Source organism: Pseudomonas sp. G.S.17 (genome assembly GCF_038096165.1).
Lineage (GTDB): Bacteria > Pseudomonadota > Gammaproteobacteria > Pseudomonadales > Pseudomonadaceae > Aquipseudomonas.
Genome location: NZ_CP151076.1, coordinates 2,477,936 through 2,500,623 on the forward strand (window position 1 = coordinate 2,477,936; position 22,688 = coordinate 2,500,623).

At 59.6% G+C, this 22,688-nt stretch carries 19 protein-coding genes; 18 read left to right on the forward strand and 1 reads right to left on the reverse strand.

The features are described 5' to 3' along the window. The first annotated feature begins 219 nt into the window (after window positions 1-219). From poxB to AABC73_RS11560, 9 genes are all read left to right on the forward strand, one after another. On the forward strand, window positions 220-1,938 hold the full coding sequence (poxB, locus tag AABC73_RS11520) for a ubiquinone-dependent pyruvate dehydrogenase (protein WP_341523680.1): 1,719 nt from the start codon (window positions 220-222) through the stop codon (window positions 1,936-1,938). A 990-nt stretch (window positions 1,939-2,928) separates the two neighbouring features. Then, window positions 2,929-3,789, forward strand: coding sequence for a MurR/RpiR family transcriptional regulator (locus tag AABC73_RS11525; RefSeq protein WP_341523681.1), 861 nt, complete (start codon window positions 2,929-2,931; stop codon window positions 3,787-3,789). Between the two features lie 58 nt (window positions 3,790-3,847). Further along, window positions 3,848-4,408 carry a D-alanyl-D-alanine dipeptidase gene (gene ddpX / locus AABC73_RS11530; RefSeq protein WP_341523682.1) on the forward strand — a complete coding sequence of 187 codons (561 nt, stop codon included), beginning with the start codon at window positions 3,848-3,850 and terminating at the stop codon, window positions 4,406-4,408. 171 nt (window positions 4,409-4,579) lie between these two features. Then, on the forward strand, window positions 4,580-6,148 hold the full coding sequence (locus AABC73_RS11535; RefSeq protein ID WP_341523683.1) for an ABC transporter substrate-binding protein: 1,569 nt from the start codon (window positions 4,580-4,582) through the stop codon (window positions 6,146-6,148). A gap of 130 nt (window positions 6,149-6,278) precedes the next feature. After that, the gene (locus AABC73_RS11540) at window positions 6,279-7,295 is read left to right on the forward strand and encodes an ABC transporter permease (protein ID WP_341523684.1); all 1,017 of its coding nucleotides are present in this window, start codon (window positions 6,279-6,281) and stop codon (window positions 7,293-7,295) included. Between the two features lies 1 nt (window position 7,296). Further along, window positions 7,297-8,196 (forward strand): D,D-dipeptide ABC transporter permease, encoded by a 900-nt coding sequence (ddpC, locus tag AABC73_RS11545; protein ID WP_341523685.1) that lies wholly within the window; start codon window positions 7,297-7,299, stop codon window positions 8,194-8,196. Window positions 8,197-8,198: 2 nt separating this feature from the next. Further along, the gene (locus tag AABC73_RS11550) at window positions 8,199-9,218 is read left to right on the forward strand and encodes an ABC transporter ATP-binding protein (protein ID WP_341523686.1); all 1,020 of its coding nucleotides are present in this window, start codon (window positions 8,199-8,201) and stop codon (window positions 9,216-9,218) included. Further along, window positions 9,215-10,204, forward strand: coding sequence for an ABC transporter ATP-binding protein (locus AABC73_RS11555; protein WP_341523687.1), 990 nt, complete (start codon window positions 9,215-9,217; stop codon window positions 10,202-10,204). Before AABC73_RS11550 ends, AABC73_RS11555 begins: the two co-directional genes overlap by 4 nt. A gap of 242 nt (window positions 10,205-10,446) precedes the next feature. Continuing rightward, window positions 10,447-12,336 carry a methyl-accepting chemotaxis protein gene (locus AABC73_RS11560; protein ID WP_341524218.1) on the forward strand — a complete coding sequence of 630 codons (1,890 nt, stop codon included), beginning with the start codon at window positions 10,447-10,449 and terminating at the stop codon, window positions 12,334-12,336. A 548-nt stretch (window positions 12,337-12,884) separates the two neighbouring features. On the opposite strand, the gene AABC73_RS11565 is transcribed toward AABC73_RS11560, so the two are convergent. Further along, complete coding sequence (locus tag AABC73_RS11565; protein WP_341523688.1) at window positions 12,885-14,978, reverse strand: hypothetical protein; 2,094 nt, start codon at window positions 14,976-14,978, stop codon at window positions 12,885-12,887. 366 nt (window positions 14,979-15,344) lie between these two features. On the opposite strand from AABC73_RS11565, the gene phnC reads away from it, so the two are divergent. The 9 genes from phnC to phnK all read left to right on the forward strand — a co-directional run bounded on the left by phnC (window position 15,345) and on the right by phnK (window position 22,685). After that, window positions 15,345-16,178, forward strand: coding sequence for a phosphonate ABC transporter ATP-binding protein (gene phnC / locus AABC73_RS11570; RefSeq protein WP_341523689.1), 834 nt, complete (start codon window positions 15,345-15,347; stop codon window positions 16,176-16,178). Between the two features lie 75 nt (window positions 16,179-16,253). Continuing rightward, window positions 16,254-17,258 carry a phosphonate ABC transporter substrate-binding protein gene (gene phnD / locus AABC73_RS11575; RefSeq protein WP_341523690.1) on the forward strand — a complete coding sequence of 335 codons (1,005 nt, stop codon included), beginning with the start codon at window positions 16,254-16,256 and terminating at the stop codon, window positions 17,256-17,258. A gap of 53 nt (window positions 17,259-17,311) precedes the next feature. Continuing rightward, window positions 17,312-18,106: a phosphonate ABC transporter, permease protein PhnE gene (gene phnE, locus AABC73_RS11580; RefSeq protein WP_341523691.1), complete on the forward strand. Its 795-nt coding sequence runs from the start codon at window positions 17,312-17,314 to the stop codon at window positions 18,104-18,106. Between the two features lie 36 nt (window positions 18,107-18,142). Next, window positions 18,143-18,847, forward strand: a complete 705-nt coding sequence (phnF, locus tag AABC73_RS11585; protein WP_341523692.1) for a phosphonate metabolism transcriptional regulator PhnF — start codon at window positions 18,143-18,145, stop codon at window positions 18,845-18,847. Between the two features lie 5 nt (window positions 18,848-18,852). Next, a complete protein-coding gene (gene phnG, locus AABC73_RS11590) occupies window positions 18,853-19,317 on the forward strand; it encodes a phosphonate C-P lyase system protein PhnG (RefSeq protein ID WP_341524219.1) in 465 nt (154 codons plus the stop codon). Further along, the gene (gene phnH, locus AABC73_RS11595; RefSeq protein WP_341523693.1) at window positions 19,317-19,913 is read left to right on the forward strand and encodes a phosphonate C-P lyase system protein PhnH; all 597 of its coding nucleotides are present in this window, start codon (window positions 19,317-19,319) and stop codon (window positions 19,911-19,913) included. Before phnG ends, phnH begins: the two co-directional genes overlap by 1 nt. Continuing rightward, a complete protein-coding gene (locus tag AABC73_RS11600) occupies window positions 19,913-20,989 on the forward strand; it encodes a carbon-phosphorus lyase complex subunit PhnI (protein ID WP_341523694.1) in 1,077 nt (358 codons plus the stop codon). The genes phnH and AABC73_RS11600 overlap by 1 nt, the downstream gene beginning before the upstream one ends. Then, window positions 20,986-21,870, forward strand: coding sequence for an alpha-D-ribose 1-methylphosphonate 5-phosphate C-P-lyase PhnJ (locus AABC73_RS11605; RefSeq protein WP_341523695.1), 885 nt, complete (start codon window positions 20,986-20,988; stop codon window positions 21,868-21,870). The genes AABC73_RS11600 and AABC73_RS11605 overlap by 4 nt, the downstream gene beginning before the upstream one ends. Next, window positions 21,867-22,685 carry a phosphonate C-P lyase system protein PhnK gene (gene phnK, locus AABC73_RS11610; RefSeq protein ID WP_341523696.1) on the forward strand — a complete coding sequence of 273 codons (819 nt, stop codon included), beginning with the start codon at window positions 21,867-21,869 and terminating at the stop codon, window positions 22,683-22,685. Before AABC73_RS11605 ends, phnK begins: the two co-directional genes overlap by 4 nt. The last annotated feature ends 3 nt before the right edge of the window (window positions 22,686-22,688 follow it).

A 22,688-nucleotide genomic window follows, 5' to 3' on the forward strand; every position in this document is an offset into this window, starting at 1 on the left:
TAAGAATCAAGCGCGACCTGTGTGCGAGCTTGCTCGCGAAGAGGCCAGTGCGGATGGTGCTGTCAGGTGGACAGCTTCGCGAGCAAGCTCGCTCCCACGATGATTCTGCGCCGCCCCTAAGAGCCAGGTTCTGAACTTGTCCCGACCACAGCGGGTCGATGACTGGTGCGTGGCACGATACTGGCCGCGCTTTCCATTTGTCTCGACAAGGAATCCCGCATGTCCAAGACCATCGCCGATCACCTCGCACAGACCCTCGCCGCAGCCGACGTCACCCGTATCTGGGGCGTTACCGGTGACAGCCTCAATGGCCTGACCGACAGCCTGGAAAAACTCGGCGCCATCCGCTGGATGCACACTCGCCATGAGGAGGTCGCCGCGTTCGCTGCCGGAGCCGAAGCGGCGGCTACCGGCAAACTGGCGGTGTGCGCGGGCAGTTGCGGGCCGGGGAATCTGCATTTGATCAACGGGCTGTACGACTGCCATCGCAGTCGGGTGCCGGTCCTGGCGATTGCTGCGCATATTCCCTCGTCGGAAATCGGCCTCGGTTACTTCCAGGAAACCCATCCGCAGGAACTGTTCAAGGAGTGCAGCCACTTCGTCGAACTGGTCACCAACCCCGAGCAGTTCCCTCGTGTCCTGGCGCGCGCCATGCGTGCCGCGATCAGCCAGCAAGGCGTTGCGGTCATCGTCCTGCCCGGCGACGTCGCCTTGAGCGATGCGCCGGATGTCCCGGCAAAGTGGGTCAATGTCGCGCCGCCCAGCGTCACGCCAAACGATGAGAATATTCAGCAACTGGCCGACATTCTCAATGATTCCAAGGCAATCACTTTGCTGTGCGGCGCCGGTTGCGCCGACGCTCATGAGCAGGTCGTGGCGCTGGCCGACCGACTCGGCGCACCGGTGGTTCACGCCTTGCGCGGCAAGCAATACGTCGAATACGACAACCCCTTCGACGTGGGCATGACCGGCCTGATCGGTTTCAGCTCCGGTTACCACGCCATGCTGTCCTGTGACACGCTGGTGATCCTCGGCAGCAGCTTCCCGTATCGCAATTTCTATCCGGCTGACGCGAAGATCGTGCAGATCGACCTTGATCCCACTGCGCTCGGACGGCGTACGCCGATTGCGTTGGGCCTGGTGGGCGGCGTGAAGGAAACGGTTTCGGCGTTGCTGCCCAAACTGGACCGTCACGAGGATCGGCGCTTTCTGGACAAGGCCCTCAAGCATTACGCCAAGGCCCGGGAAGGGCTGGATGAACTGGCCACGCCGTCAGCGCCCGGCGATCCAATTCACCCGCAGTACCTGACCAAGTTGATCGACGAGCAGGCCGACGCCGACGCGATCTTCACCGTCGATGTCGGCACGCCTACGCTGTGGGCCGCGCGTTACCTGCACATGAACGGCAAGCGCAGGCTCATCGGCTCGTTCAACCACGGTTCGATGGCCAATGCGATGCCGCAGGCGCTGGGCGCCAAGGCGGCATTCCCCGAGCGCCAGGTGATTTCCCTGTGCGGCGATGGCGGGCTGTCGATGTTGATGGGCGACTTGCTCAGCGTGCGCCAGCTGAACCTGCCGATCAAAATGGTGGTGTTCAACAACGGTTCGCTGGGCTTTGTCGACATGGAAATGAAAGCCAGCGGCTACGTTCCCCACGGCACCGATCTGTACGAAACCAACTTTGCCGGCATCGCCCTGGGCGCAGGGATTCTGGGGATTCGCTTGGAAAACGCCGAGGACCTGCCAGCGGCCTTGCGCAAGGCCTTCGATCATCCGGGGCCGGTCCTGCTCGACGTGGTTACCGCCAAGCAGGAACTGGGCATCCCGCCCAAAATCAAACTGGCCCAGGCCAAGGGCTTCAGCCTGTACATGATGCGCGCCGTACTCAGCGGGCGCGGGGATGAAGTGTTTGAGTTGGCGAAGACCAATTTGCGCTAGCGCGGGAGCTCGATGCCGTCTTGATCCTCATCACACAACCGTAGGACCGGCTTTAGCCGGGAGCAGGCCGGTACATTCGCAGCGGTTGCGGCGTCAGACCTTGCGTCCTCCCGGCTAAAGCCGGTCCTACGGATCCTGTGTGCAGGTCGACATCGCTTCGCCAACACGTTGGCTCCTACCCAGTACGCTGGCGACGACCAATTTGCGCTAGCGCGGGAGCTAGATGCCGTCTTGATCCTCATCACACAACCGTAGGACCAGCTTTAGCCGGGAGCAGGCCGGTACATTCGCAGCGGTTGCGGCGTCAGACCTTGCGTCCTCCCGGCTAAAGCCGGTCCTACGGATCCTGTGTGCAGGTCGACATCGTTTCGCCAACACGTTGGCTCCTACCCAGTACGCTGGCGAAGACCAATTTGCGCTAGCGCGGGAGGTAGATGCCGTCTTGATACTCATCACACAACCGTAGGACCGGCTTTAGCCGGGAGCAGGCCGGTACATTCGCAGCGGTTGCGGCGTCAGACCTTGCGCCCTCCCGGCTGAAGCCGGTCCTACGGATCCTGTGTGCAGGTCGACATCGCTTCGCCAACACGTTGGCTCCTACCCAGTACGCTGGCGACGACCAATTTGCGCTAGCGCGGGAGCTCGATGCCGTCTTGATCCTCATCACACAACCGTAGGACCGGCTTTAGCCGGGAGCAGGCCGGTACATTCGCAACAGTTGCGGCGTCAGACCTTGCGTCCTCCCGGCTAAAGCCGGTCCTGCGGATCCTGTGTGCAGGTCGACCCCGTATCCAAGCGGGGCATTTTTTGCCCGCTAAAAGCGCATTTCGGTCGTCTTTCGCACCGACTTGAATCACTCCAATCAATCTCCAAAAAATCAGCAAAAAAGGCGTTGTATTCTCTCGAAATCGAATGTTATGTTGATAACACTTTGAGATGGCATGAGTCATTTCTAACATTTCTCGCGCCACCCAGGATGCTGAATCCAGCATGAATTCCACGCCAACTCCCAGCTTCCTCGATACCCTCGAACAGCGCTTCACTGAGCTGACGCCTACTGGCAAGCGCATTGCCGGTTATTTGTTGGCCAATCCGCAGCAACTGCCGTTCGAGACGGCCGACAGCATCGCGCAACAGACCGGCACCACCGGCATTTCCGTGGGGCGGTTTTTTCGCTCGCTGGGCTATCGCAATATCGATGATGTGAAGCAAAGCCTGCGCGGCGCGTCCCCGCACAGTTGGGTGCTGACCGACCGGCTGGGCGCCTTCCGTGAAGAGGCTACCCAAGGCGACGCGCTGGAGCGTTCGTTGAATCGCGAACTGGAGGCGATCCAGCACGTTTATGCCCTGGCGCGCAGCGAAGCGTTTGCCAGCATTGTCGAACGCATTCATGCCGCCGATGCCGTATTTATCGTCGGCGTACAGACCACTCGCGGCATCCTCAATACGTTCTTCAGTCACCTGGAATACATCCGGCCAAAGGTCTACTACGTTGACGGTTTGTCCGGGACCTATGCGGAGTCGTTGAACTCCGATTTCGAAAACCCTTACGCAATCATTGCCGATTTTCGAACCTACTCCAGCATGACCCGAAAGTTCTGCGAGGCTGCCGGCAATCAGCAACTGCCGTTGGCCTTGATCACCGATTTTCATTGCCCCTGGGCGCGGGATTTTCCCCTTGATCTGCTGCAACTGAAGTCCGACGTCGGGCAGTTCTGGGATTCACCGGCACCGCTGGCATGCCTGTTCAATCTGATGGTTTCCGCGGTGGCTGAGCGATATGGCGACAGCCTCGACGAGCGCCTGGCGAAGAACCGTCAGTTGCAGGAATTGTTCGGCCAGTTTGAATAACGGGTCAGGCCGTCGAACTGCATTTAATGACCCACGTATCTGTCACTGGAGTAACCGCGTGAACAACAGCCCACTTGTCGAAGTCGACGCCAATGCCCTGCAGGTCGACATCGATCTGATTTATGCCGGTGCCGACAATCTGGCTGGCAAGGTGATTTATCAGGACCCGCGCTGCCTGCTGCATGTGGACGCCGAACGTTGTCTGCGCCAGGCCAGCCGCCTGGCACGCCAGGCGGGTTACCGACTGCGGATTTTCGATGCCTATCGCCCGCCGTATGCACAGCTGCTGCTTTGGCAAGCGCTGCCGAACCCGGAATATGTGCGTGACCCAAGCCTGGGTTCACATCACAGCCGTGGCGTCGCAGTGGACCTGACGCTGCTTGATTCGGAGGGTGAGCCGCTGGACATGGGCACCGGTTTCGATGACATGCGCGAACCTTCTCATCAGTTTTATGCCGACCTGCCGCCTGCGGTGCAGCGCAATCGCCTGATGCTGCTGGGCATCATGCTGGCTTCAGGTTTTCGGCACATCGACAGCGAATGGTGGCACTACGAATTGCCGGAGGCCGACGACTATCCGTTGCTCGACGAGCAGACCATCCGCACCGCCAGCCACTGACCGCACTGACGTTTTATAGGACCGGGACGACCATGAATCCCGGCTTGAATCCGGCGTGATCTTCCTGGAGAAAACGCCGTTATCGGACGCAAGTCCGAGTTTGAACTGCCCGGTATAGCTTCAATAAAAAACCTGACGAACTTCCACACATCGAATGATCAAGGAACCGGCATGAACTCTCTTTGCAACCCGCGCTTGAACCCGCGCAATCTCGTCATGGCACTGCTGTGTACCGCCATGGGGCTTGGTGCCTGGCAGTCCGCCAGCGCTGCAGTGCCCAAGGACGTTTTGATGATCGGCAAACCTGCCGATCCACAGACTCTCGACCCGGCCGTGACCATCGATAACAACGACTGGACGGTGACCTATCCAGCTTATCAGCGACTGGTTTCCTACAAGGTCGAGAACGGCAAAGGCAGCACCGAAGTGCAAGGCGAACTGGCGTCCGGCTGGACCACCTCGGCTGACAGTCTGGTGTGGGAGTTCAAGCTTAAGTCGGGTAACAAGTTCGATGACGGTACCGACGTCAATGCCGACGCGGTCAAGTTCTCGTTCGATCGGGTCATGAAGCTCAAACAGGGTCCGTCCGGGGCCTTCCCGGATGACATGGCGGTTTCCGTGGTCGACCCGCTGACCGTGCGCTTCACGCTGAAGACGCCTTATGCGCCATTCCTTTCGACCCTGGCCCACAACGGCGCAGCTATCGTCAACCCGGAAGTGGCCAAAAAAACCGAAGGTGCCGATGCGTATCTGTCGACCCACACGGCGGGTTCCGGGGCGTTCAAGCTGACCGGCTGGCAGAAGGGACAATCCCTGACCATGGAGCACAACAGCTATTACGCCGGTCCCAAACCGACGCTGAACAAGGTCGTGGTGAAGATCATCAGTGAGGCGTCGGTACGCCGTCTGCAACTGGAACATGGCGACCTGGACATTATCGAGGACATGCCGGAAGACCAGCTTGAAGCCTTGAGCAAGAAGTCTGGTGTGGTCATTGGCGACTTCCCTTCGTTGCGGGTCACGCTGCTGTACCTGAACAACAAAAAGGCCCCGATGAATAACCCGGATGCACGCCGGGCCATTGTCGACGCCCTGGATTACAACGGCATCATCAACGGCATTCTCAAAGGCAAGGCCAAGCCTATGAATGGTCCGATTCCCCAAGGCATGTGGGCTTACGACGAGAAGTTGCCGGTCCCGAAACAGGATCTTGCCAAGGCCAAGGCCGATCTTGCCAAGGCGCCCACCAAAATCAGCGCCCTCAACTTCATGTATTCCGACAAGGACCCGAACTGGGAACCTATCGGTCTGACCCTGCAAGCGGGCCTGCAGCCACTGGGCATCAACCTGAAAATGGAAAAACTGGCCAACGCGACAATGCGTGAGCGGCTGGGCAGCGGTGATTTCGACATCGCCATCGGTTCCTGGAGCCCGGACTTCGCCGACCCCTACATGTTCATGAACTTCTGGTTCGACTCCAAGCTGCAAGGCCTGGCCGGCAACCGCTCCTTTTATGAAAACCCCGCGGTGGACAAGCTGATTCGTGAGTCAGCGGCCACCAATGACGCGGGCAAGCGTACCGAGCTGTACCAGCAGGCGCAGAAGATCGTCCTCAATGACAGCGTCTATGCCTATCTGTACCAGAAGGCCTACACCTTGCCGATGCGGGATAACGTTAAAGGGTACGTGTTCAACCCGATGCTGGAGCAAGTGTTCAACGTGGCGACGATCACCAAGTAATCGTCACCAGCTCATCCGTTCTACCGTAAACGTTCAGCGCTTCCCTGCATGGCAAAAGAGGGGAGCGCTGCAACGCCGTGCCCAAGGCAGTCGTTTTGAATTGCCATTTATAGCGTGACCGAGGTGCCTGATGGCCTTCCTGAATATTCTGCGCAAACGTCTGTTCGGCCTGCTGCTGGTCGTGATTGGCGTTTCCGTGATCACTTTTGCGATTTCTCACCTTATTCCCGGCGACCCGGCCCGGCTGATCGCCGGCGACCGGGCCAGCGATGCCATTGTTGCCAACATCCGTCATCAGTTGGGGCTGGATTTGCCGCTCTATCAACAATATGGCCGCTACATGCTCGATCTGCTGCAAGGCGATCTGGGTACGTCGATCCGCACCAGCCGCCCGGTCCTTGAGGACTTGCAGGCGTATTTTCCGGCGACTCTGGAGCTGGCGCTTGCCGCCTTGTTGTTGTCGATCCTGATTGGCGTGCCGTTGGGCGTGCTGTCGGCGGTGTACCACAACCGCGCCATTGACCAGATTGCCCGCACGCTGGCGGTCACCGGCATTTCCACCCCGGCATTCTGGCTTGGCCTCGGCCTGATCGTGCTGTTCTACGGCCACTTGAACTGGCTGCCGGGCAGTGGACGACTGGACGAAGGCTTGACGCCGCCGCGAACCATCACCGGTTTCTATCTGATTGACTCGTTGCTGACGGGCGACTGGGAGTTGTTCAAGAATGCTGCACAGCATCTGATTCTGCCTGCTGTGACGTTGGGCTTCGTCAATCTTGGCGTTATCGCGCGGCAGATACGCTCGGCGATGCTCGATCAGTTGGGCGAGGACTACATCCGTACCGCGCGGGCTTACGGTTTGTCGAAGTGGGCGGTGATTCTGCGCCATGCGCTGCCCAACGCATTGATTCCATCCGTGACGGTCCTGGGCCTGACATTGGGCGATCTGCTGTATGGCGCAGTGCTGACCGAAACAGTTTTCGCCTGGCCCGGCATGGGCGCCTACGTGGTCAAGTCGATCCAGTCTCTGGATTTTCCGGCGGTGATGGGCTTCGCAATTGTGGTTTCCTTCATCTATGTGCTGCTCAACATGGCAATCGATCTGGTCTACCGTCTGATCGACCCACGTATCGGCGAGGTCAACTGACATGACGACTCCACTCACGCCCTTGAGCATTCCGTCCGTGGCGCAAACCCCTGCGTGGCGGGAACGGTTCGCCTATCTGCGTTATCAGGTCGGTCGCAGTCCGCTGACCATCGCCGGTCTGGTCATCAGCGCTTTGGTCCTGCTGTGCATGATTTTCGCGCCGTGGCTGGCCCCTTACGACCCCAATGCGCTAGACCTGATTCATCGCCTCGCGCCGCCGTCGGCGGAGCATTGGTTCGGCACGGATGAAGTCGGACGCGATTTGTTGAGCCGGGTGTTGTACGGCAGTCAGCAATCAGTGGGAGTCGGCTTGTTCGTCGCATTTACTTCCTGCCTGATCGGCGGTTTGCTGGGCTGCATGTCCGGGGTCATTGGCGGTCGTTTCGACAGCCTGATCATGCGCCTGATGGACATCATGCTCTCGGTACCATCGCTGGTGCTGATCATGGCCCTGACGGCGGCGCTAGGTCCAAGTCTGTTCAACGCCATGTTGGCCATTACCCTGGTGCGTATTCCGTTCTATGTGCGGCTGGCTCGGGGCCAGGCACTGAGCATCCGGCAGATGGGCTACGTCAAGGCGGCGCAGACGTTTGGCGCGGGGCGCTGGCACATCGTGCTCTGGCACGTGGCGCGCAATGCCACGCCGCCTTTGCTGGTGCAACTGAGCCTGGATATCGGTGCGGCGATTCTCATGGCCTCGGCGCTGGGCTTCATCGGCCTGGGCGCGCAACAACCGACAGCGGAGTGGGGCGCGATGGTCGCAACCGGGCGCAACTACATTCTTGATCAATGGTGGTATTCGACGTTTCCCGGCCTGGCGATTCTGGTCACGGCCACCGGTTTCAATCTGCTGGGCGACGGCGTGCGCGACTTGCTCGATCCACGGCAACAGGGGAAATGACCATGCCTACTCATAGCACCAGCATCCCGGTGCCGAACCTCGCGCCGGTATTGACCATTGATAACCTGAGCATTGAATTCCCGGCCTATCGCAGCACGGTCAAGGCGCTCAATGGCGTCTCCCTGCATGTCAATCCCGGCGAGATCGTCGGCGTGATTGGCGAGTCCGGCTCCGGCAAATCGGTGACGGCCATGTTGAGCCTGCGCTTGCTGCCGGAGCGCAGCTATCGGGTCACCGCAGGCAGTCTGAACATCCTCGGCCGGGACATGTTGGCGGCCCAGGAGAAAGAACTGTTGAAGGTGCGCGGGCGCGATGTCGCGATGATATTCCAGGAGCCGATGACCGCCCTGAATCCTACCCGGCGCATCGGCAGGCAGATGACCGATGTCATCATTCATCATCAGCATTTGAGCAAGGATCAGGCGCGGAGCAAGGCGATTGCCTTGCTGCGCGACATGCACATTGCCGACCCGGAGCAGGTGCTGGAAAGCTACCCGTTCGAACTGTCCGGCGGCATGCGCCAGCGGGTGATGATCGCCCTGGCGTTTTCCTGTGACCCGCAACTGTTGATCGCTGACGAGCCGACCACGGCGCTGGATGTCACCGTGCAACGTCAGGTGCTGTTGCTGCTGCGGGAAAAAGCCCGGGAGCGGGGTACGGCGATTCTGCTGATTACCCACGACATGGCGCTGGTTTCGCAGTTCTGCGACCGCGTCTACGTGATGTACACCGGCGCGGTGGTGGAGCAGGGGGATACCGCGCAGGTCATGGCCGATCCGCGTCATCCCTACACCAAGGGCCTGTTGAACGGACTGCCCGAGCAAGTCCGGCCCGGTGAAGCCCTGATGACTATTCCCGGTCAGGTGCCGAACCTGTCCGCGTTACCCGACGGCTGCACGTTTCGTGATCGTTGCGCGTTCGCCATGGCCAAGTGCCTGGAGCGTCCGCCGCTGCTGGCCATTGATGCTGCCGGCGTGCGCAAGAGCGCCTGCTGGCTGAATGCTCAGGAGCAAGCCTTATGATCAAAAACGCACGTAAACGCCTGCCGGAAGACAACTCGGCGATCCTTGCCCTCAACGATGTACGGGTGCATTTCCCGGTCGGCAGCGACTGGCTCGGGCGACCTAAAGGCGTCGCTCATGCCCTGAACGGTCTCGACCTGCAGGTCCGCGCCGGGGAAACACTGGGCGTGGTGGGCGAGTCCGGCTGCGGCAAGAGCACCCTGGCGCAATTGCTGATGGGTTTGATCAAACCAACCCTGGGCAGCGTCGACTGGATCTACAACGACGCCCGCGAGCGCAGCAGCAATGTGCAGATCGTTTTCCAGGATCCGCAGTCCTCGCTGGATCCGCGCTTGCCGGTGTGGAAGATCATCACCGAGCCGCTGTATGTGCAACGTACGGTCCCGCGTCGGGAGATGCGTGATATCGCGGCGAGGGTCGCATCGCAGGTGGGGATCCGCCCCGAGTACCTGGATCGTTTTGCGCATCAGTTTTCCGGAGGTCAGCGGCAGCGGATTGCCATCGCGAGAGCCTTGTCGTCCGATCCTGACATCATCGTCCTCGACGAGCCGACCTCGGCACTGGATATCTCGGTGCAGGCGCAGATCCTGAATTTGCTGGCCGAACTGCAACGCAGCCGCGACCTGACTTATATCCTGATCTCCCACAACGTGTCGGTGGTGCGGCATATGGCGGACCGGGTCGCGGTTATGTACCTGGGACAAATCGTCGAACTGGGCAGCGCAGCCGAGGTGCTGGAACAACCGCGCCATCCTTATACGCAACTGCTGCTCGATGCAGTGCCGCGCCTCGGTGCGCCGCTGGACAATACGCAGGTCGCCGCGCCCACCGAATTGCCCGGTAACCGCAGGCTGCCGACCGGCTGTTTCTTCCGTGACCGCTGCCCGAAAGCCACCGTGGGCTGTGACAAACCGCAAGTATTGGCAGCAGCCAGGGGCGGAGAAGCACAGGTGCGATGCCATTTGGAGTCTGTTGTGCGCAGCTAGCCTGATCGGCCTGGGCAGGGCCGCCGCTTCGGCAACAGGCTGGCGCCTGCCAAGGCCGCATCGGCTCCGGATTCGGCCCTTTCAAGGTCATCCGTCTGATAGTGACAATCTGGGAGATCTATTCAAAAGAAGCGACTTTCCTTTTATTGCGAAGCCCAGTACAACGCCGCACGGCATTCTCTGTTATCTGCAGAATACGCCGCTCCCGTCGTTGTTCTTTTGCAGTGGAAGTGTCCGTGATGATGAAAAGTTTGGGTTTCAGCAGGAAGATCCTGCTCGCCGCCGCATTGGTTGTGGTTGTCGCGTTTACTTGTTTTATTGTTGTGAACGATTATCGACAACGCGAAACATTAAAAACCAATGTATTTGCCGAGTTGCAACAGCTTGGCAGTTTGACGACGCAGAATATCCAGACCTGGCTCGACAGTCGCACGCAGTTGCTGCAATCCATGTCCCAGCGCATTGCCGCCGACGGCAAGGCACTGCCTGAGCTGCAGCGCGCCATCGGTGTGCCGGCGTACAGCGACAACTTCCAGCTCAGTTATTTCGGCAGCACCGACGGCGTAATGTTTTCCGTACCTGCCGGCAATCGCGCGGCCGATTATGATCCGCGTGCGCGGGGTTGGTATAAAGCGGCGCAAAACGCTTCCGGCACCATTGTGACTGAACCGTATATTGCAGCCTCTTCGGGCAAGTTAGTGGTGACGCTGGCAACGCCGGTTAAATATCAGAATCAATTTATTGGCGTCGCGGGCGCGGATATATCCCTGGACAGCATCAGCAAAACCATCAACTCGCTGAATTTTGGCGGTCATGGTTATGCGTTCATTGTCAGCGGCGAAGGCAAGATCCTGATTCACCCGGACAGCAAACTGATCCTGAAGAACATCAGCGAGGCTTACCCGAACGACACTCCGGCAATCACGGCTGGCGTGCGGGAAATTGAATCTTCGGGTAAAGCCGAAATCATGTCGCTCACCAAAGTCGAGGGCGTTTCTTCGGCCAACTGGTATGTGGCGCTGGTTCTGGATCAGGATGCTGCTTATTCGATGCTCGGTGAGTTCCGCACCTCGGCCATCACCGCGATGGTGATCTCCGTGGTGATCATTATCTTGCTGCTCGGTCTGCTGATCCGCGTCCTGATGCAGCCGCTGCACCAGATGGGCCGTGCCATGCGCGATATCGCTGACGGGGACGGCGACCTGACCAAGCGTCTGGCCATTACGTCCCAGGATGAATTCGGTGCCCTGGCGCAGTCGTTCAACCATTTCGTCGAACGTATCCACGGCTCGATCCGTGAAGTGGCGTCCACCGCCGGTCAGCTGGGTGAAGTGGCATTGCGCGTGGTCAGAGCTTCGAACTCGTCCATGACCAACTCCGATCAGCAGGCCAACCGTACCGAAAGCGTGGCAGCGGCGATCAACCAGTTGGGCGCAGCGGCCCAGGAAATTGCCCAGAACGCTGCGCGTACTTCCCAGCACTCGGCGGATGCCAGCGAACTGGCAGGCGATGGCCAGAAAGTCGTGCAGCAGACCATCACGGCCATGAATGAGCTGTCGTCGAAAATCAGCGAGTCCTGCGCCAACATCGAAAGCCTGAACGGCAAGACGGTGAATATCGGGCAGATTCTCGAAGTGATCACGAGCATCTCCCAGCAGACCAACTTGCTGGCGCTCAACGCTGCTATCGAAGCTGCGCGGGCCGGGGAAGCGGGGCGCGGCTTTGCGGTGGTCGCCGATGAAGTGCGTAATCTGGCGCACCGCACGCAGGATTCTGCGCAGCAAGTGCGTACCATGATCGAAGAGCTGCAAGTCGGCGCGCGGGAAGCGGTGGTCACCATGACCGAAAGCCAGCGTCAGAGCGAAAGCAGCGTCAGCGTTGCCAACCAGGCGGGCGAACGTCTTAGCAGCGTCACCCGCCGCATCGACGAAATCAACGGCATGAACCAGTCCGTTGCGGCGGCTACCGAAGAACAGACCGCAGTGGTGGAGTCGATCAACGTCGACATTACCCAGATCAACACCCTCAACCAGGAAGGCGTCGACAACCTCAAGCTCACGCTGCATGCCTGCGGCCATCTCGAAGAACAGGCCGCGCGTCTACAGCATTTGGTGGGGACGTTCCGGATCTAACTCCTGGGCTCCTGGAGATAGCATTGTGATCCTCGTCACACGACCAGTTGAATCTGAACATATCCCGTAGGACCGGCTTTAGCCGGGAGGAGGCCGGTACATTTGCAGCAATTGCATTGTCAGACCTTCCGCCCTCCCGGCTAAAGCCGGTCCTACGGATCGCCGACACAGTGAAATCTTCTAAGGTCTCGCGTCGGATTTAAATTCGGCGCTCCTGTAGGAACCAACTTGTTGGCGAGACAATTGATCAGGCGTTTACAGAACCTGAGCCTCGCGATCAAGTGAGCTCCTACAAGGGAAATGTGTACATATCCATTGCTTCGGTAATGGCTACTAAGGGCTCACTTTCGAAAAGCGCGAAAGTAACCAAAGCGCTCTTGCCCACCACTCGGTCCCTCGCTTTGGCTCGGCATGCCGGTAATCCGACATTGATTTGGACTGTATCTCGAGTGTAGGAGCGAATTTATTCGCGAGGCGTTCGTGGCGGCGACACAGATTTACGGCGTGAGCGCTGGCTCGCTCCCAGTCATGACAGCATTCCAGCGACATCATCGCGGCACTCGGTTTTTAGTGGCCTGGCTTACCAGTGAAAAATGCGGCACTGCCAGATTGGGTTCGCGCCCTTTGAATGTTCGCGGCTTTGCATCTTTTTCATCCTGCCAGCACCTGACGGCGTCGATGGCGACCGAGTTGCGGATATAACGATGCCAGATGAATGCGAGGTCAAAGGTCAGGATCGCCAGCCACCACAGATAGATAAACGCCAGCGCTGCAAGCACAAGCGGCCAGAGCAGGCGTTCTACTTCCTTGGCTGCAGTCCCCGTTGCACTGTGCTCTTCGAATACAGGCGGTGCATTGATATAACCCACTGCTATTGCAGCCGCCACGACCAACACACCCGAGCCCACCATGAATCTGCGGCCCCAGCGAGGATTGCGCGGAACCAGCCAGCACGACGCCGCGACAAGGGCACCCAAGCCGATAAGCCATGCTTTCTCCAGCGATACCCCATAAAAGCTTTCAATTGTCGTCGTGTTTGCGATGCCGGAAGTCAGGAAGTCCGCAGTTCGGTCATCCAGCATGTATATAACGGCGAGGGCCCCCACTGCGTAAACACCAATCGCAAGTATCCACCATCGCTTTTGCGTGCGTTTTACCAGGCGCGGGAGTCGGCCGGCCACGGTGATACTGGCGAGCAGGATGGACAGGGTGATGACGCAGCTTGTTATTTCGAGCGCAGTCCAGGAGTCCAGATACAGGAAGGTCATGACGGCTTTGAGCATGAAGTACACAGCGGCAACATGCAGCACGAATGACAGCACATAAGGAATAGCCACGCTCACCAGACTGACTAGCTGGCTGGTCTTCGGCGGGAGTCTCTTGGCCGGGGATGCGCCGCTGGTGCCAGGCGTGTCGCTGGCGGCTGCTGACGTATCTGTCACGTTGGGCGAGGAATCAGCAAACACCACGTCATCGATGAAATGACGAAACACATCCGCATCTTGCCAGTAATCTACGTGTGCTTTGCCCGGTAGCCAGTACCTGGCAAAACCGAAGTCATGTTCTGCATCGAATTCAAATGCAGCGCATTGCTGATCCCGCAGGTAGGCCCGGGCGCTATCCAGCTGGAAGCCGACCGGATCGCCGAAGTCGTAGTAGTTACGCCATTTGATCGGCGCGGGCAGGGTGATGCCATTCTCCGGTGGTTGCGCAATGACTGTGACGTGCCCCAGCGGCGTTGCGCCGGTGAAGTTTTCCGTTGCGATGGTGTCAACCGGCCAGAGCTTTGGCCACAGCAATATATGTTTGTCGATAGGCGAACCCAGGGTCATGAAGCCGGACACGTGTTGTATCCACTGATACGTCGCGGTTCGGCCGGACTTGGCCTGCAAAGAGCTGTTTACGGGAGCGGACAGCGCTTCAAGCATCGCGAGAAAACTGATGACGGTCCCTTCGCTGTGGGCGACGATGTAAATCCTCGGCGTCTCAGGTTGTCTGGTTTTAAAGCTGTCGACAATTTGGGTCATCGCGTCATGGAAGTTGCCGATTATTTGTTTTCGATAGGGCTTGAAGTCGGCAACCAGTTGCACGTCGCCGATGTAATCATTGAGCAGGGAAGAAATCTGGAATTCGAAAACTCCGGACTTCTTGAACACCCAGCTCAGGTTTTCAATCACGGTAACGGCCTCTAATATTTCATCCACCGCACCCGCCGCCAAGGCGAAATCCTTGTCATCCAGGCATTGTTTCTTGTCCTTGAGTTTCGCCTCGTACAAAGCGTGGGCTCGGGCAACAATGGTTTTGCCCCAGGCTTTGCTCTCTTCCAGGGTATCGCCTTGCGTGACCACACATTTGGCGACATCGGCCCAATAGATCTCGGCAAATCCCACCTTTTCCATTTTGTGACCCGCCCCGACGTCCAGCGTGCTGACATGGACTTCGCCGTTTTCACCCAGCGGGAAGAAGACCAGCGGCATTAGCGGTGGGGGGTCCTCGTACAGACTTCCGATGCGGTGCGCCACAGTGCGAATCGTGTTGCTGCGGCTCTGACTGCCTATGCCGTGAATGGCAACGATGATTTTTGTGATGTGTCGCTCGGTTTCTGCTTGAGTTGTCATGACTGTGATTCCTCCGTTTTCCAACTATCTCTTTCAAATAGTTCGAAGCGGCAAAGCCATCGATAACGCCGGGTCAAGCATTTTTCCGGGATAGGTCACAACAGTGACTATTTGGGTCTAGTGGTATTTCTTCGGGCCGTCAATATCGCATTGATTATTCTTTTAGTTGTTGTAATCGATATGAAACAGTCGTTATTCCGAATGTAGATAAGAATGTAACCAACCAGTGTCGATGTCCTGGACATACTGGTTGGTTATCCCTTCGTGCTCAACCTTTCACCAAACGGTTACCCAACCGTCATGTTCGGTTCATCCCGCTGAAATACCCCAGCTCTACTGTTTGTTGCACCCAAGCGGCCATTCCGGCTGCGCAACCAGACAGAGAAGCCTATGTCCGCAGCCATCCATGTCGAACGTCTGAACAAGACTTTTGCGCGCAAGCCCGCTTTGGTTGACCTTGCGTTGTCTATACAACCCGGTGAAATGGTTGCCTTGATCGGCGCTTCCGGCTCGGGTAAATCCACGCTGTTGCGTCATCTGGCGGGCCTGGCCTGTTGCGACCGCAGCAACGGCGGCCGGGTCGAAGTGCTGGGCCGAGAAGTACAGTCCAGCGGGCGCCTCAATGGCAAAGTGCGTCATCTGCGCTCGGACATCGGCTACATCTTCCAGCAGTTCAATCTGGTCAATCGCCTCAGCGTACTGGACAACGTGCTCATTGGTTGCCTGGGGCGCATGCCCGGCTGGCGCGGCAACCTCGGCTTGTTCAACGCCGATGAAAAGCAGCGTGCCATGGAATCCCTGGACCGCGTTGGCCTGGCCGACCTCGCTGCGCAACGGGCCTCGACCCTGTCGGGCGGTCAGCAACAGCGCGTGGCAATTGCCCGGGCGTTGACCCAGCGCGCCGAAGTGATCCTCGCCGATGAACCCATTGCCTCGCTCGATCCCGAGTCGGCGCGCAAGGTCATGGAAATCCTCGCCGACATCAACCGCACTGACCGCAAGACCGTGGTGGTCACCTTGCATCAGGTGGATTACGCCGTGCGTTATTGCCCGCGGGCCGTGGCGCTCAAGGGCGGTCGCATTCATTACGACGGCAATGCCCATGGCCTCAGCAGCCAGTTCCTCAACGACCTGTACGGCGCGGATGTGGACACCAGCCTGATGATTTCCGACGAAGGCCGCCGCACCGTACAGCCACCCAAACTGGCACTCGCCCGTGTTTGAACGGCGACACCAAACTCACGAATACAGCAATAAAACCAACAGCCAATCCATGAACATCACTTCAGGAGTGCTTCCATGTTGAACCGTATTGGTCGCGTCGTTGTGTCTGCTGCCTTGCTCGGCAGTTGCTTGCTGGGCACCGCCCATGCCGACGAGAAAGTCATCAACTTCGGCATCATGTCTACCGAATCGTCGCAGAACCTCAAGAGCATCTGGCAGCCGTTTCTGGATGACATGGGCAAGAAAACCGGTCTGAAGGTCAACGCCACCTTTGCTTCGGACTATGCCGGCCTGATTCAGGGCATGCGCTTTAACAAGGTGGATGTGGCCTGGCTGGGCAACAAGGCGGCGATGGAAGCGGTTGATCGTTCCAACGGTGAAATCTTCGCCCAGACCGCTGCCGCCAATGGCGCCGCCGGTTACTGGAGCGTGATCATTGCCCGCAAGGACAGCCCGATCAATTCGGTCGAGGATATGCTCAAGAACGCCAAGACCCTGACCTTCGGCAATGGTGATCCAAACTCCACCTCCGGCTATCTGGTCCCGGGCTACTACGTGTTCGCCAAGAACAACGTCGATGCCGCCACGGCGTTCAAGCGCACGCTCAACTCCAGCCATGAAGTGAACGCCCTCAGCGTTGCCAAGGGTCAACTGGATGTCGCCACCTTCAATACCGAGAGCTGGGATCGTCTGGAAGTTACCCAGCCGGACATGGCGGCCAAGCTCAAAGTGATCTGGAAATCGCCCTTGATCCCTGCCGACCCGATGGTCTGGAGCAAGGCGCTGTCGGACGAAAACAAAGCCAAGATTCGTGAGTTCTTCGCTGACTACGGCAACACCGACGAAGAGAAAGCCGTGCTCAAAGGCATGCAGCTGGGCAAGTTCCTCAAATCCAGCGATGACCAGTTGTTGCCGATCCGCCAGCTGGACCTGTTCAAGCAACGCACCGAAGTGGTCGCCAGCACCACGCTGGATGCCGCTGAAAAGGCCAAGCGCCTTAAAGACATTGATGCCGGCCTGACCAAGCTGCAAGACCGCATCACCGAGCTTGAGAAGAAAAACACTGCCACTGCCGGTTGATTGACCGGGCGCGGTGTTGTGCCGCGCCCGTTTCTGGCCACCGAGAGCTATTTATGACGAGCACTACGCACGCTGCATACGTTCAGGCCGCGGGCAAGCGCACCTGGCCGCAATACCTGGGCTGGGGCTTGTTTCTGGCGATGTTGGCCTGGGCCTGGCAAGGCGCTGAAATGAACCCGCTGGCGCTGTACCGCGACTCGGGGAACATGGCGACTTTCGCTGCCGATTTCTTCCCGCCGGACTTCCATGAATGGCGTTCATACCTCAAGGAAATGATCGTCACGGTGCAAATCGCTCTGTGGGGCACGGTGCTGGCGATTGTCTGCTCGGTGCCGCTGGGTATTTTGTGTGCCGACAACATCACCCCGTGGTGGATTCACCAGCCGCTGCGCCGGGTCATGGATTCCTTCCGCTCCATCAATGAAATGGTCTTCGCCATGTTGTTCGTGGTGGCTGTGGGTCTGGGTCCATTTGCTGGCGTTCTGGCGCTGTGGATCAGCACCACCGGCGTGCTCGCCAAGCTGTTCGCCGAAGCCGTGGAAGCCATCGATCCGGGACCGGTTGAAGGGGTGCGCGCCACCGGCGCCAGCGCCTTGCAGGAAGTGATCTACGGGGTGATCCCGCAAGTCATGCCGCTGTGGATTTCCTATGCGCTGTACCGCTTCGAATCCAACGTGCGCTCGGCGACAGTGGTGGGCATGGTCGGCGCGGGCGGCATCGGCGTGATCCTCTGGGAAAACATCCGCGCCTTTCAGTTCACCCAGACCTGCGCGGTATTGCTGGTGATCATCGTCGTGGTAAGCGCCATCGACATCGTGTCCCAGCGCTTGCGCAAGCAGTTCATCTAGAAGGAGAGGGGGCGCTTTGTTGCGCTTTTTTTAACCATGGAAATGTCTAGACAAGCAGAGCCGGTGTACCGCGAATTGGCGGACACCTTGCGCAACGAACTGGACGGTTATCGCGCCGGGGATTATCTCCCCGCCGAAATCCAGCTGGCCGCGCGCTTCGCCGTCAACCGCCACACCATCCGCCGCGCCATTGACGAGCTGGTGCGTGAAGGCTGCGTGCTGCGCCGCCAGGGCAAGGGCACGCAAGTGCTGGAACGCCGGTTGATTTACCCGGTGCAGGCTGACAGCGCCTACAGCCAGTCATTGTCAGCGCTGGGCCTGGGAGTTGAAGCAACGCTCCTGCATCGCAATGAATGCCTGGCGACTGCTGAAGATGCGCAACATCTGGGCGTGGCCGAACACGCGCCGCTGGTCGAGCTGAACACCTTGCGCCGCCTCGACGGCCAGCCGGTGAGCCTGATCCGGCATCGGTTCTGTGCCAGCCGCAGTGAAATGCTGTCGGCCTATCGCAGTGGCTCATTGCGCCAGTTCTTCGCTGCGCGCCAGTTGCCGTTGACGCGCATCCTGAGCTTGATCGGCTCACGTTTGCCCAGCCGTGAAGAAGCCGGGCTATTGATGATGCCCCGGCATTTACCGGTCCTCACGGTGCTCACCGTTTCCCGGGACGACGCCGGCAATCCGGTGGAACTGTCCCGTTCCACCAGCCGCTCCGACCGCTTCCAGTATCAGGTCATTACATGATGGAGATGCCAGACATGAACCCTGAAACAGACCCAGCTATCGTTGCTCGCCAGCGCTGGATCGGGCTGCTTGCCCGCGCCACCCGCGACGACTTGAACCTTCATGAATCGGCCTTGCGCGATGCCGAATACCAATTGATTCGCGCCCCGGAAATCGGCATGACCCTGGTGCGTGCCCGCATGGGCGGCACTGGCGCGCCATTCAACGTCGGGGAAATGAGCGTGACCCGCTGCGTGGTGCGCCTCGCGGACGGGCGCACCGGTTTCAGTTACCTGGCCGGGCGCGACAAGGCCCGCGCCGAACTGGCCGCTCTGGCCGACGCCCATCTGCAAGGCACGCAACAGCAGCACTGGCTCAACCAACTGATCGAGCCGCTGGCCCGCACTCAGGCCGCACGCCGCGCCGAGCAAGACGCACAGACCGCCGCCAGCAAGGTGGAATTCTTTACCCTGGTCAGAGGAGAAGACTGATGAGCGCAACCCTTCTGCAACCGGCATTCGCCGACCCTGTGCTCGATGCGCAACGCAGTTTTCGTGCGGCGCTCAAGGCGCTGGCCGGTCCCGGCGTGATTCATCCCTTGCAGGCGGCGCAACAGCCACCGGCCTTGCAAGGTCTGGCGGCGGCCAGTCATGCATTGTGTCTGGCGCTGCTGGATATCGACACGCCGTTGTGGCTGGCGCCAGCGTTCGATACGCCGGTCATTCGTGCCAACCTGACCTTCCATTGTGGCTGCCCGATTGTCAGCGAGCGGCAGAACGCACGCTTCGCTTTGCTCGATCACAGTCAGCTGCATGATTTGCACGGCTTCGATCTGGGCAACGACCGTTACCCTGATCAGTCCTGCACCTTGCTGATCCAGCTGCCGAGCCTGTCCGGCGGGCCGCTGCTGAGCTGGCGCGGGCCGGGCATCCAGACGGAAAACCGCGTCGCACTGCCGGTCAACGATACGTTCTGGCAGGAGCGGGAAACCCATAACGATTTTCCTCGTGGCCTGGATGTGTTTTTCCTCGCGGGCAGTGACTTGCTCGGTTTGCCACGCAGCACTCGTGTGCAGGAGCGTGCCTGATGTACGTCGCGGTCAAGGGTGGCGAACAGGCCATCGACAACGCCCACAAGCTGCTGGCGAAAAAGCGCCGGGGCGATACTTCCATTACGGAACTCAGCGTCGAGCAGATCCGCCAGCAATTGCCGCTGGCCGTGGCTCGGGTCATGACTGAAGGCTCGCTGTACGACGAGCAACTGGCCGCGCTGGCGATCAAGCAAGCGGCCGGGGACATGATCGAAGCGATCTTCCTGCTGCGGGCCTATCGCACCACGCTGCCGCGTTTCTGCGCCAGCTTGCCCATCGACACCTCGAACATGCAGCTCAACCGTCGCCTCTCAGCGACGTTCAAGGACGTACCGGGCGGGCAATTGCTCGGCCCGACCTTCGACTACACCCATCGCCTGCTGGATTTCAGCCTGCTGGCCGAAGGCGAGTTTGCCGGGCCGCAGGTGCAGGAGGGCGCGGCGCTGGAGCCGTGCCCGCGTGTGCTGGGCTTGCTCGCTAAAGAAGGGTTGATCAAGAACGAAGCGGATGACGGCGAAGCGGTCGCTGATATCACCCGCGAGCCACTGGAATACCCGGCCACCCGCGCCCAGCGCTTGCAGGCACTGGCTCGTGGCGACGAGGGCTTTCTGTTGGCGCTGAGCTATTCGACCCAGCGCGGTTATGGCCGCAATCACCCGTTCGCCGGGGAGATTCGTATCGGCGAAGTCGAGGTGTGGATCGAGCCCGAAGAACTGGGTTTCCCGATTTCCATCGGCACTCTGGAAGTCACCGAATGCGAAATGATCAATCAGTTCGTTGGCTCCGGCACTGAACAGCCGCAGTTCACTCGCGGTTACGGCCTGGCGTTCGGTCATGCAGAGCGCAAGGCCATGGCCATGGCGCTGGTGGACCGCTCGCTGCGTGCCGAGGAGTTCAACGAAGAGATTCAGTCACCGGCGCAGCAGGAAGAGTTTGTCCTGGCCCACTGCGATAACGTCGAGGCCGCCGGTTTTGTCTCGCACCTGAAACTGCCGCACTACGTGGACTTCCAGTCCGAACTGGAGTTGATCCGCAAGCTGCGCGCACCTGCGCACAAGGAGCCGCACGCATGAATGCCTACCAGACATCCCGACCGGCCCGACCGGAGCGCGACGAAGCGTATAACTTCGCTTATCTCGACGAGCAGACCAAACGCATGATCCGTCGCGCCTTGCTCAAGGCCGTGGCGATTCCCGGTTATCAAGTGCCGTTCGGTGGCCGCGAGATGCCATTGCCTTATGGCTGGGGCACCGGCGGCATGCAGTTGACGGCAGCAATTCTCGGCGCTGAAGACGTGCTCAAGGTCATCGATCAGGGCGCGGACGACACCACCAATGCGGTGTCGATCCGGCGCTTTTTCGGGCGCACCGCAGGCATCGCCACCACCGAGCGCACTCCGGATGCGACTGTTATCCAGACTCGCCACCGCATCCCGGAAACCCCGTTGCATGCCGATCAGATTCTGGTTTATCAGGTGCCAATCCCTGAGCCGCTGCGCTTTATCGAGCCTTCGGAAACCGAAACCCGGACCATGCACGCGCTCAATGATTACGGGGTGATGCACGTGAAACTCTACGAAGACATCGCCACCTTCGGCCATATCGCCACCAGCTATGCGTACCCGGTGATGGTCGATGAGCGTTACGTGATGGACCCGTCGCCGATCCCGAAATTCGATAACCCCAAGCTCGACATGAGCCCGGCCTTGATGCTCTTCGGTGCCGGTCGCGAGAAGCGCCTGTACGCGGTGCCGCCATTCACCCGCGTACACAGCCTGGATTTCGAGGATCACCCGTTCCAGATCCAGAGCTGGGAGCACAACTGCGCGATATGCGGCAGCCATGATTCCTACCTCGACGAGCTGATCCTCGACGATGCTGGCACGCAAAGTTTTGTCTGCTCCGACACCGATTACTGCGCCCAGCGCGTATTGCAGCAGGAGACCGGCCAATGAACAGCGCACACGCCGCACCCATCTTTCCGGCAAACCCTGACGCTGCATCGCCGCTGCTCAAGGTTCGCGGCCTGACGCGGCTGTATGGCCCGGAGAAGGGCTGTCAGGACGTCAATTTCGAGTTGTATCCCGGTGAAGTGCTGGGCATCGTCGGCGAGTCCGGTTCCGGCAAATCCACCTTGTTGTCGCTGCTCAGCGGACGGTGCCCGCCGGATCGTGGCGGCATCGATTATCGGCGCAAGGACGGCCATGTGCTGGACCTGTACAGCGCCAGCGAAACCGAGCGCCGCACCTTGCTGCGCACCGAGTGGGGCTTCGTCGAGCAGAATCCGCGTGACGGCTTGCGCATGGGCGTTTCCGCCGGGGCCAATATCGGCGAGCGCCTGATGGCCCAGGGCATGCGCAATTATCAGCAACTGCGTGGGGCCGGCATCGACTGGCTGACGCAAGTGGAAATCGACCCGCTGCGCATCGACGACTTGCCACGCACGTTTTCCGGCGGCATGCAGCAGCGCTTGCAGATCGCGCGCAACCTGGTGTCCAGCCCACGTTTGATTTTCATGGATGAACCCACCGGCGGGCTGGATGTGTCGGTGCAGGCACGGCTGCTCGATCTGCTGCGCGGCCTGGTGCGGGAGCTGGATCTGGCCGTCGTAATCGTCACCCACGATCTGGCGGTGGCGCGGCTGCTGGCGGATCGGCTGATCGTGATGCGCGCTTCGCGGATCGTCGAAACCGGCCTGACCGACCAGATTCTCGATGACCCGCAGCATCCATACTCGCAGCTGCTGGTGTCTTCGGTGCTGCAACCGTGAAGC

Excerpts from the sequence above, each read along its gene's own strand:
- ddpC (WP_341523685.1), top strand. The coding sequence starts at position 7,297 with ATGACGACTCCACTCACGCCCTTGAGCATTCCGTCCGTGGCGCAAACC.
- phnG (WP_341524219.1), top strand. The coding sequence starts at position 18,853 with ATGCCAGACATGAACCCTGAAACAGACCCAGCTATCGTTGCTCGCCAG.
- phnH (WP_341523693.1), top strand. The coding sequence starts at position 19,317 with ATGAGCGCAACCCTTCTGCAACCGGCATTCGCCGACCCTGTGCTCGAT.
- AABC73_RS11525 (WP_341523681.1), top strand. The coding sequence starts at position 2,929 with ATGAATTCCACGCCAACTCCCAGCTTCCTCGATACCCTCGAACAGCGC.
- phnE (WP_341523691.1), top strand. The coding sequence starts at position 17,312 with ATGACGAGCACTACGCACGCTGCATACGTTCAGGCCGCGGGCAAGCGC.
- AABC73_RS11535 (WP_341523683.1), top strand. The coding sequence starts at position 4,580 with ATGAACTCTCTTTGCAACCCGCGCTTGAACCCGCGCAATCTCGTCATG.
- phnF (WP_341523692.1), top strand. The coding sequence starts at position 18,143 with ATGGAAATGTCTAGACAAGCAGAGCCGGTGTACCGCGAATTGGCGGAC.
- AABC73_RS11600 (WP_341523694.1), top strand. The coding sequence starts at position 19,913 with ATGTACGTCGCGGTCAAGGGTGGCGAACAGGCCATCGACAACGCCCAC.
- AABC73_RS11540 (WP_341523684.1), top strand. The coding sequence starts at position 6,279 with ATGGCCTTCCTGAATATTCTGCGCAAACGTCTGTTCGGCCTGCTGCTG.
- phnK (WP_341523696.1), top strand. The coding sequence starts at position 21,867 with ATGAACAGCGCACACGCCGCACCCATCTTTCCGGCAAACCCTGACGCT.
- AABC73_RS11560 (WP_341524218.1), top strand. The coding sequence starts at position 10,447 with ATGAAAAGTTTGGGTTTCAGCAGGAAGATCCTGCTCGCCGCCGCATTG.
- AABC73_RS11605 (WP_341523695.1), top strand. The coding sequence starts at position 20,986 with ATGAATGCCTACCAGACATCCCGACCGGCCCGACCGGAGCGCGACGAA.
- AABC73_RS11550 (WP_341523686.1), top strand. The coding sequence starts at position 8,199 with ATGCCTACTCATAGCACCAGCATCCCGGTGCCGAACCTCGCGCCGGTA.
- phnC (WP_341523689.1), top strand. The coding sequence starts at position 15,345 with ATGTCCGCAGCCATCCATGTCGAACGTCTGAACAAGACTTTTGCGCGC.
- phnD (WP_341523690.1), top strand. The coding sequence starts at position 16,254 with ATGTTGAACCGTATTGGTCGCGTCGTTGTGTCTGCTGCCTTGCTCGGC.
- poxB (WP_341523680.1), top strand. The coding sequence starts at position 220 with ATGTCCAAGACCATCGCCGATCACCTCGCACAGACCCTCGCCGCAGCC.
- AABC73_RS11555 (WP_341523687.1), top strand. The coding sequence starts at position 9,215 with ATGATCAAAAACGCACGTAAACGCCTGCCGGAAGACAACTCGGCGATC.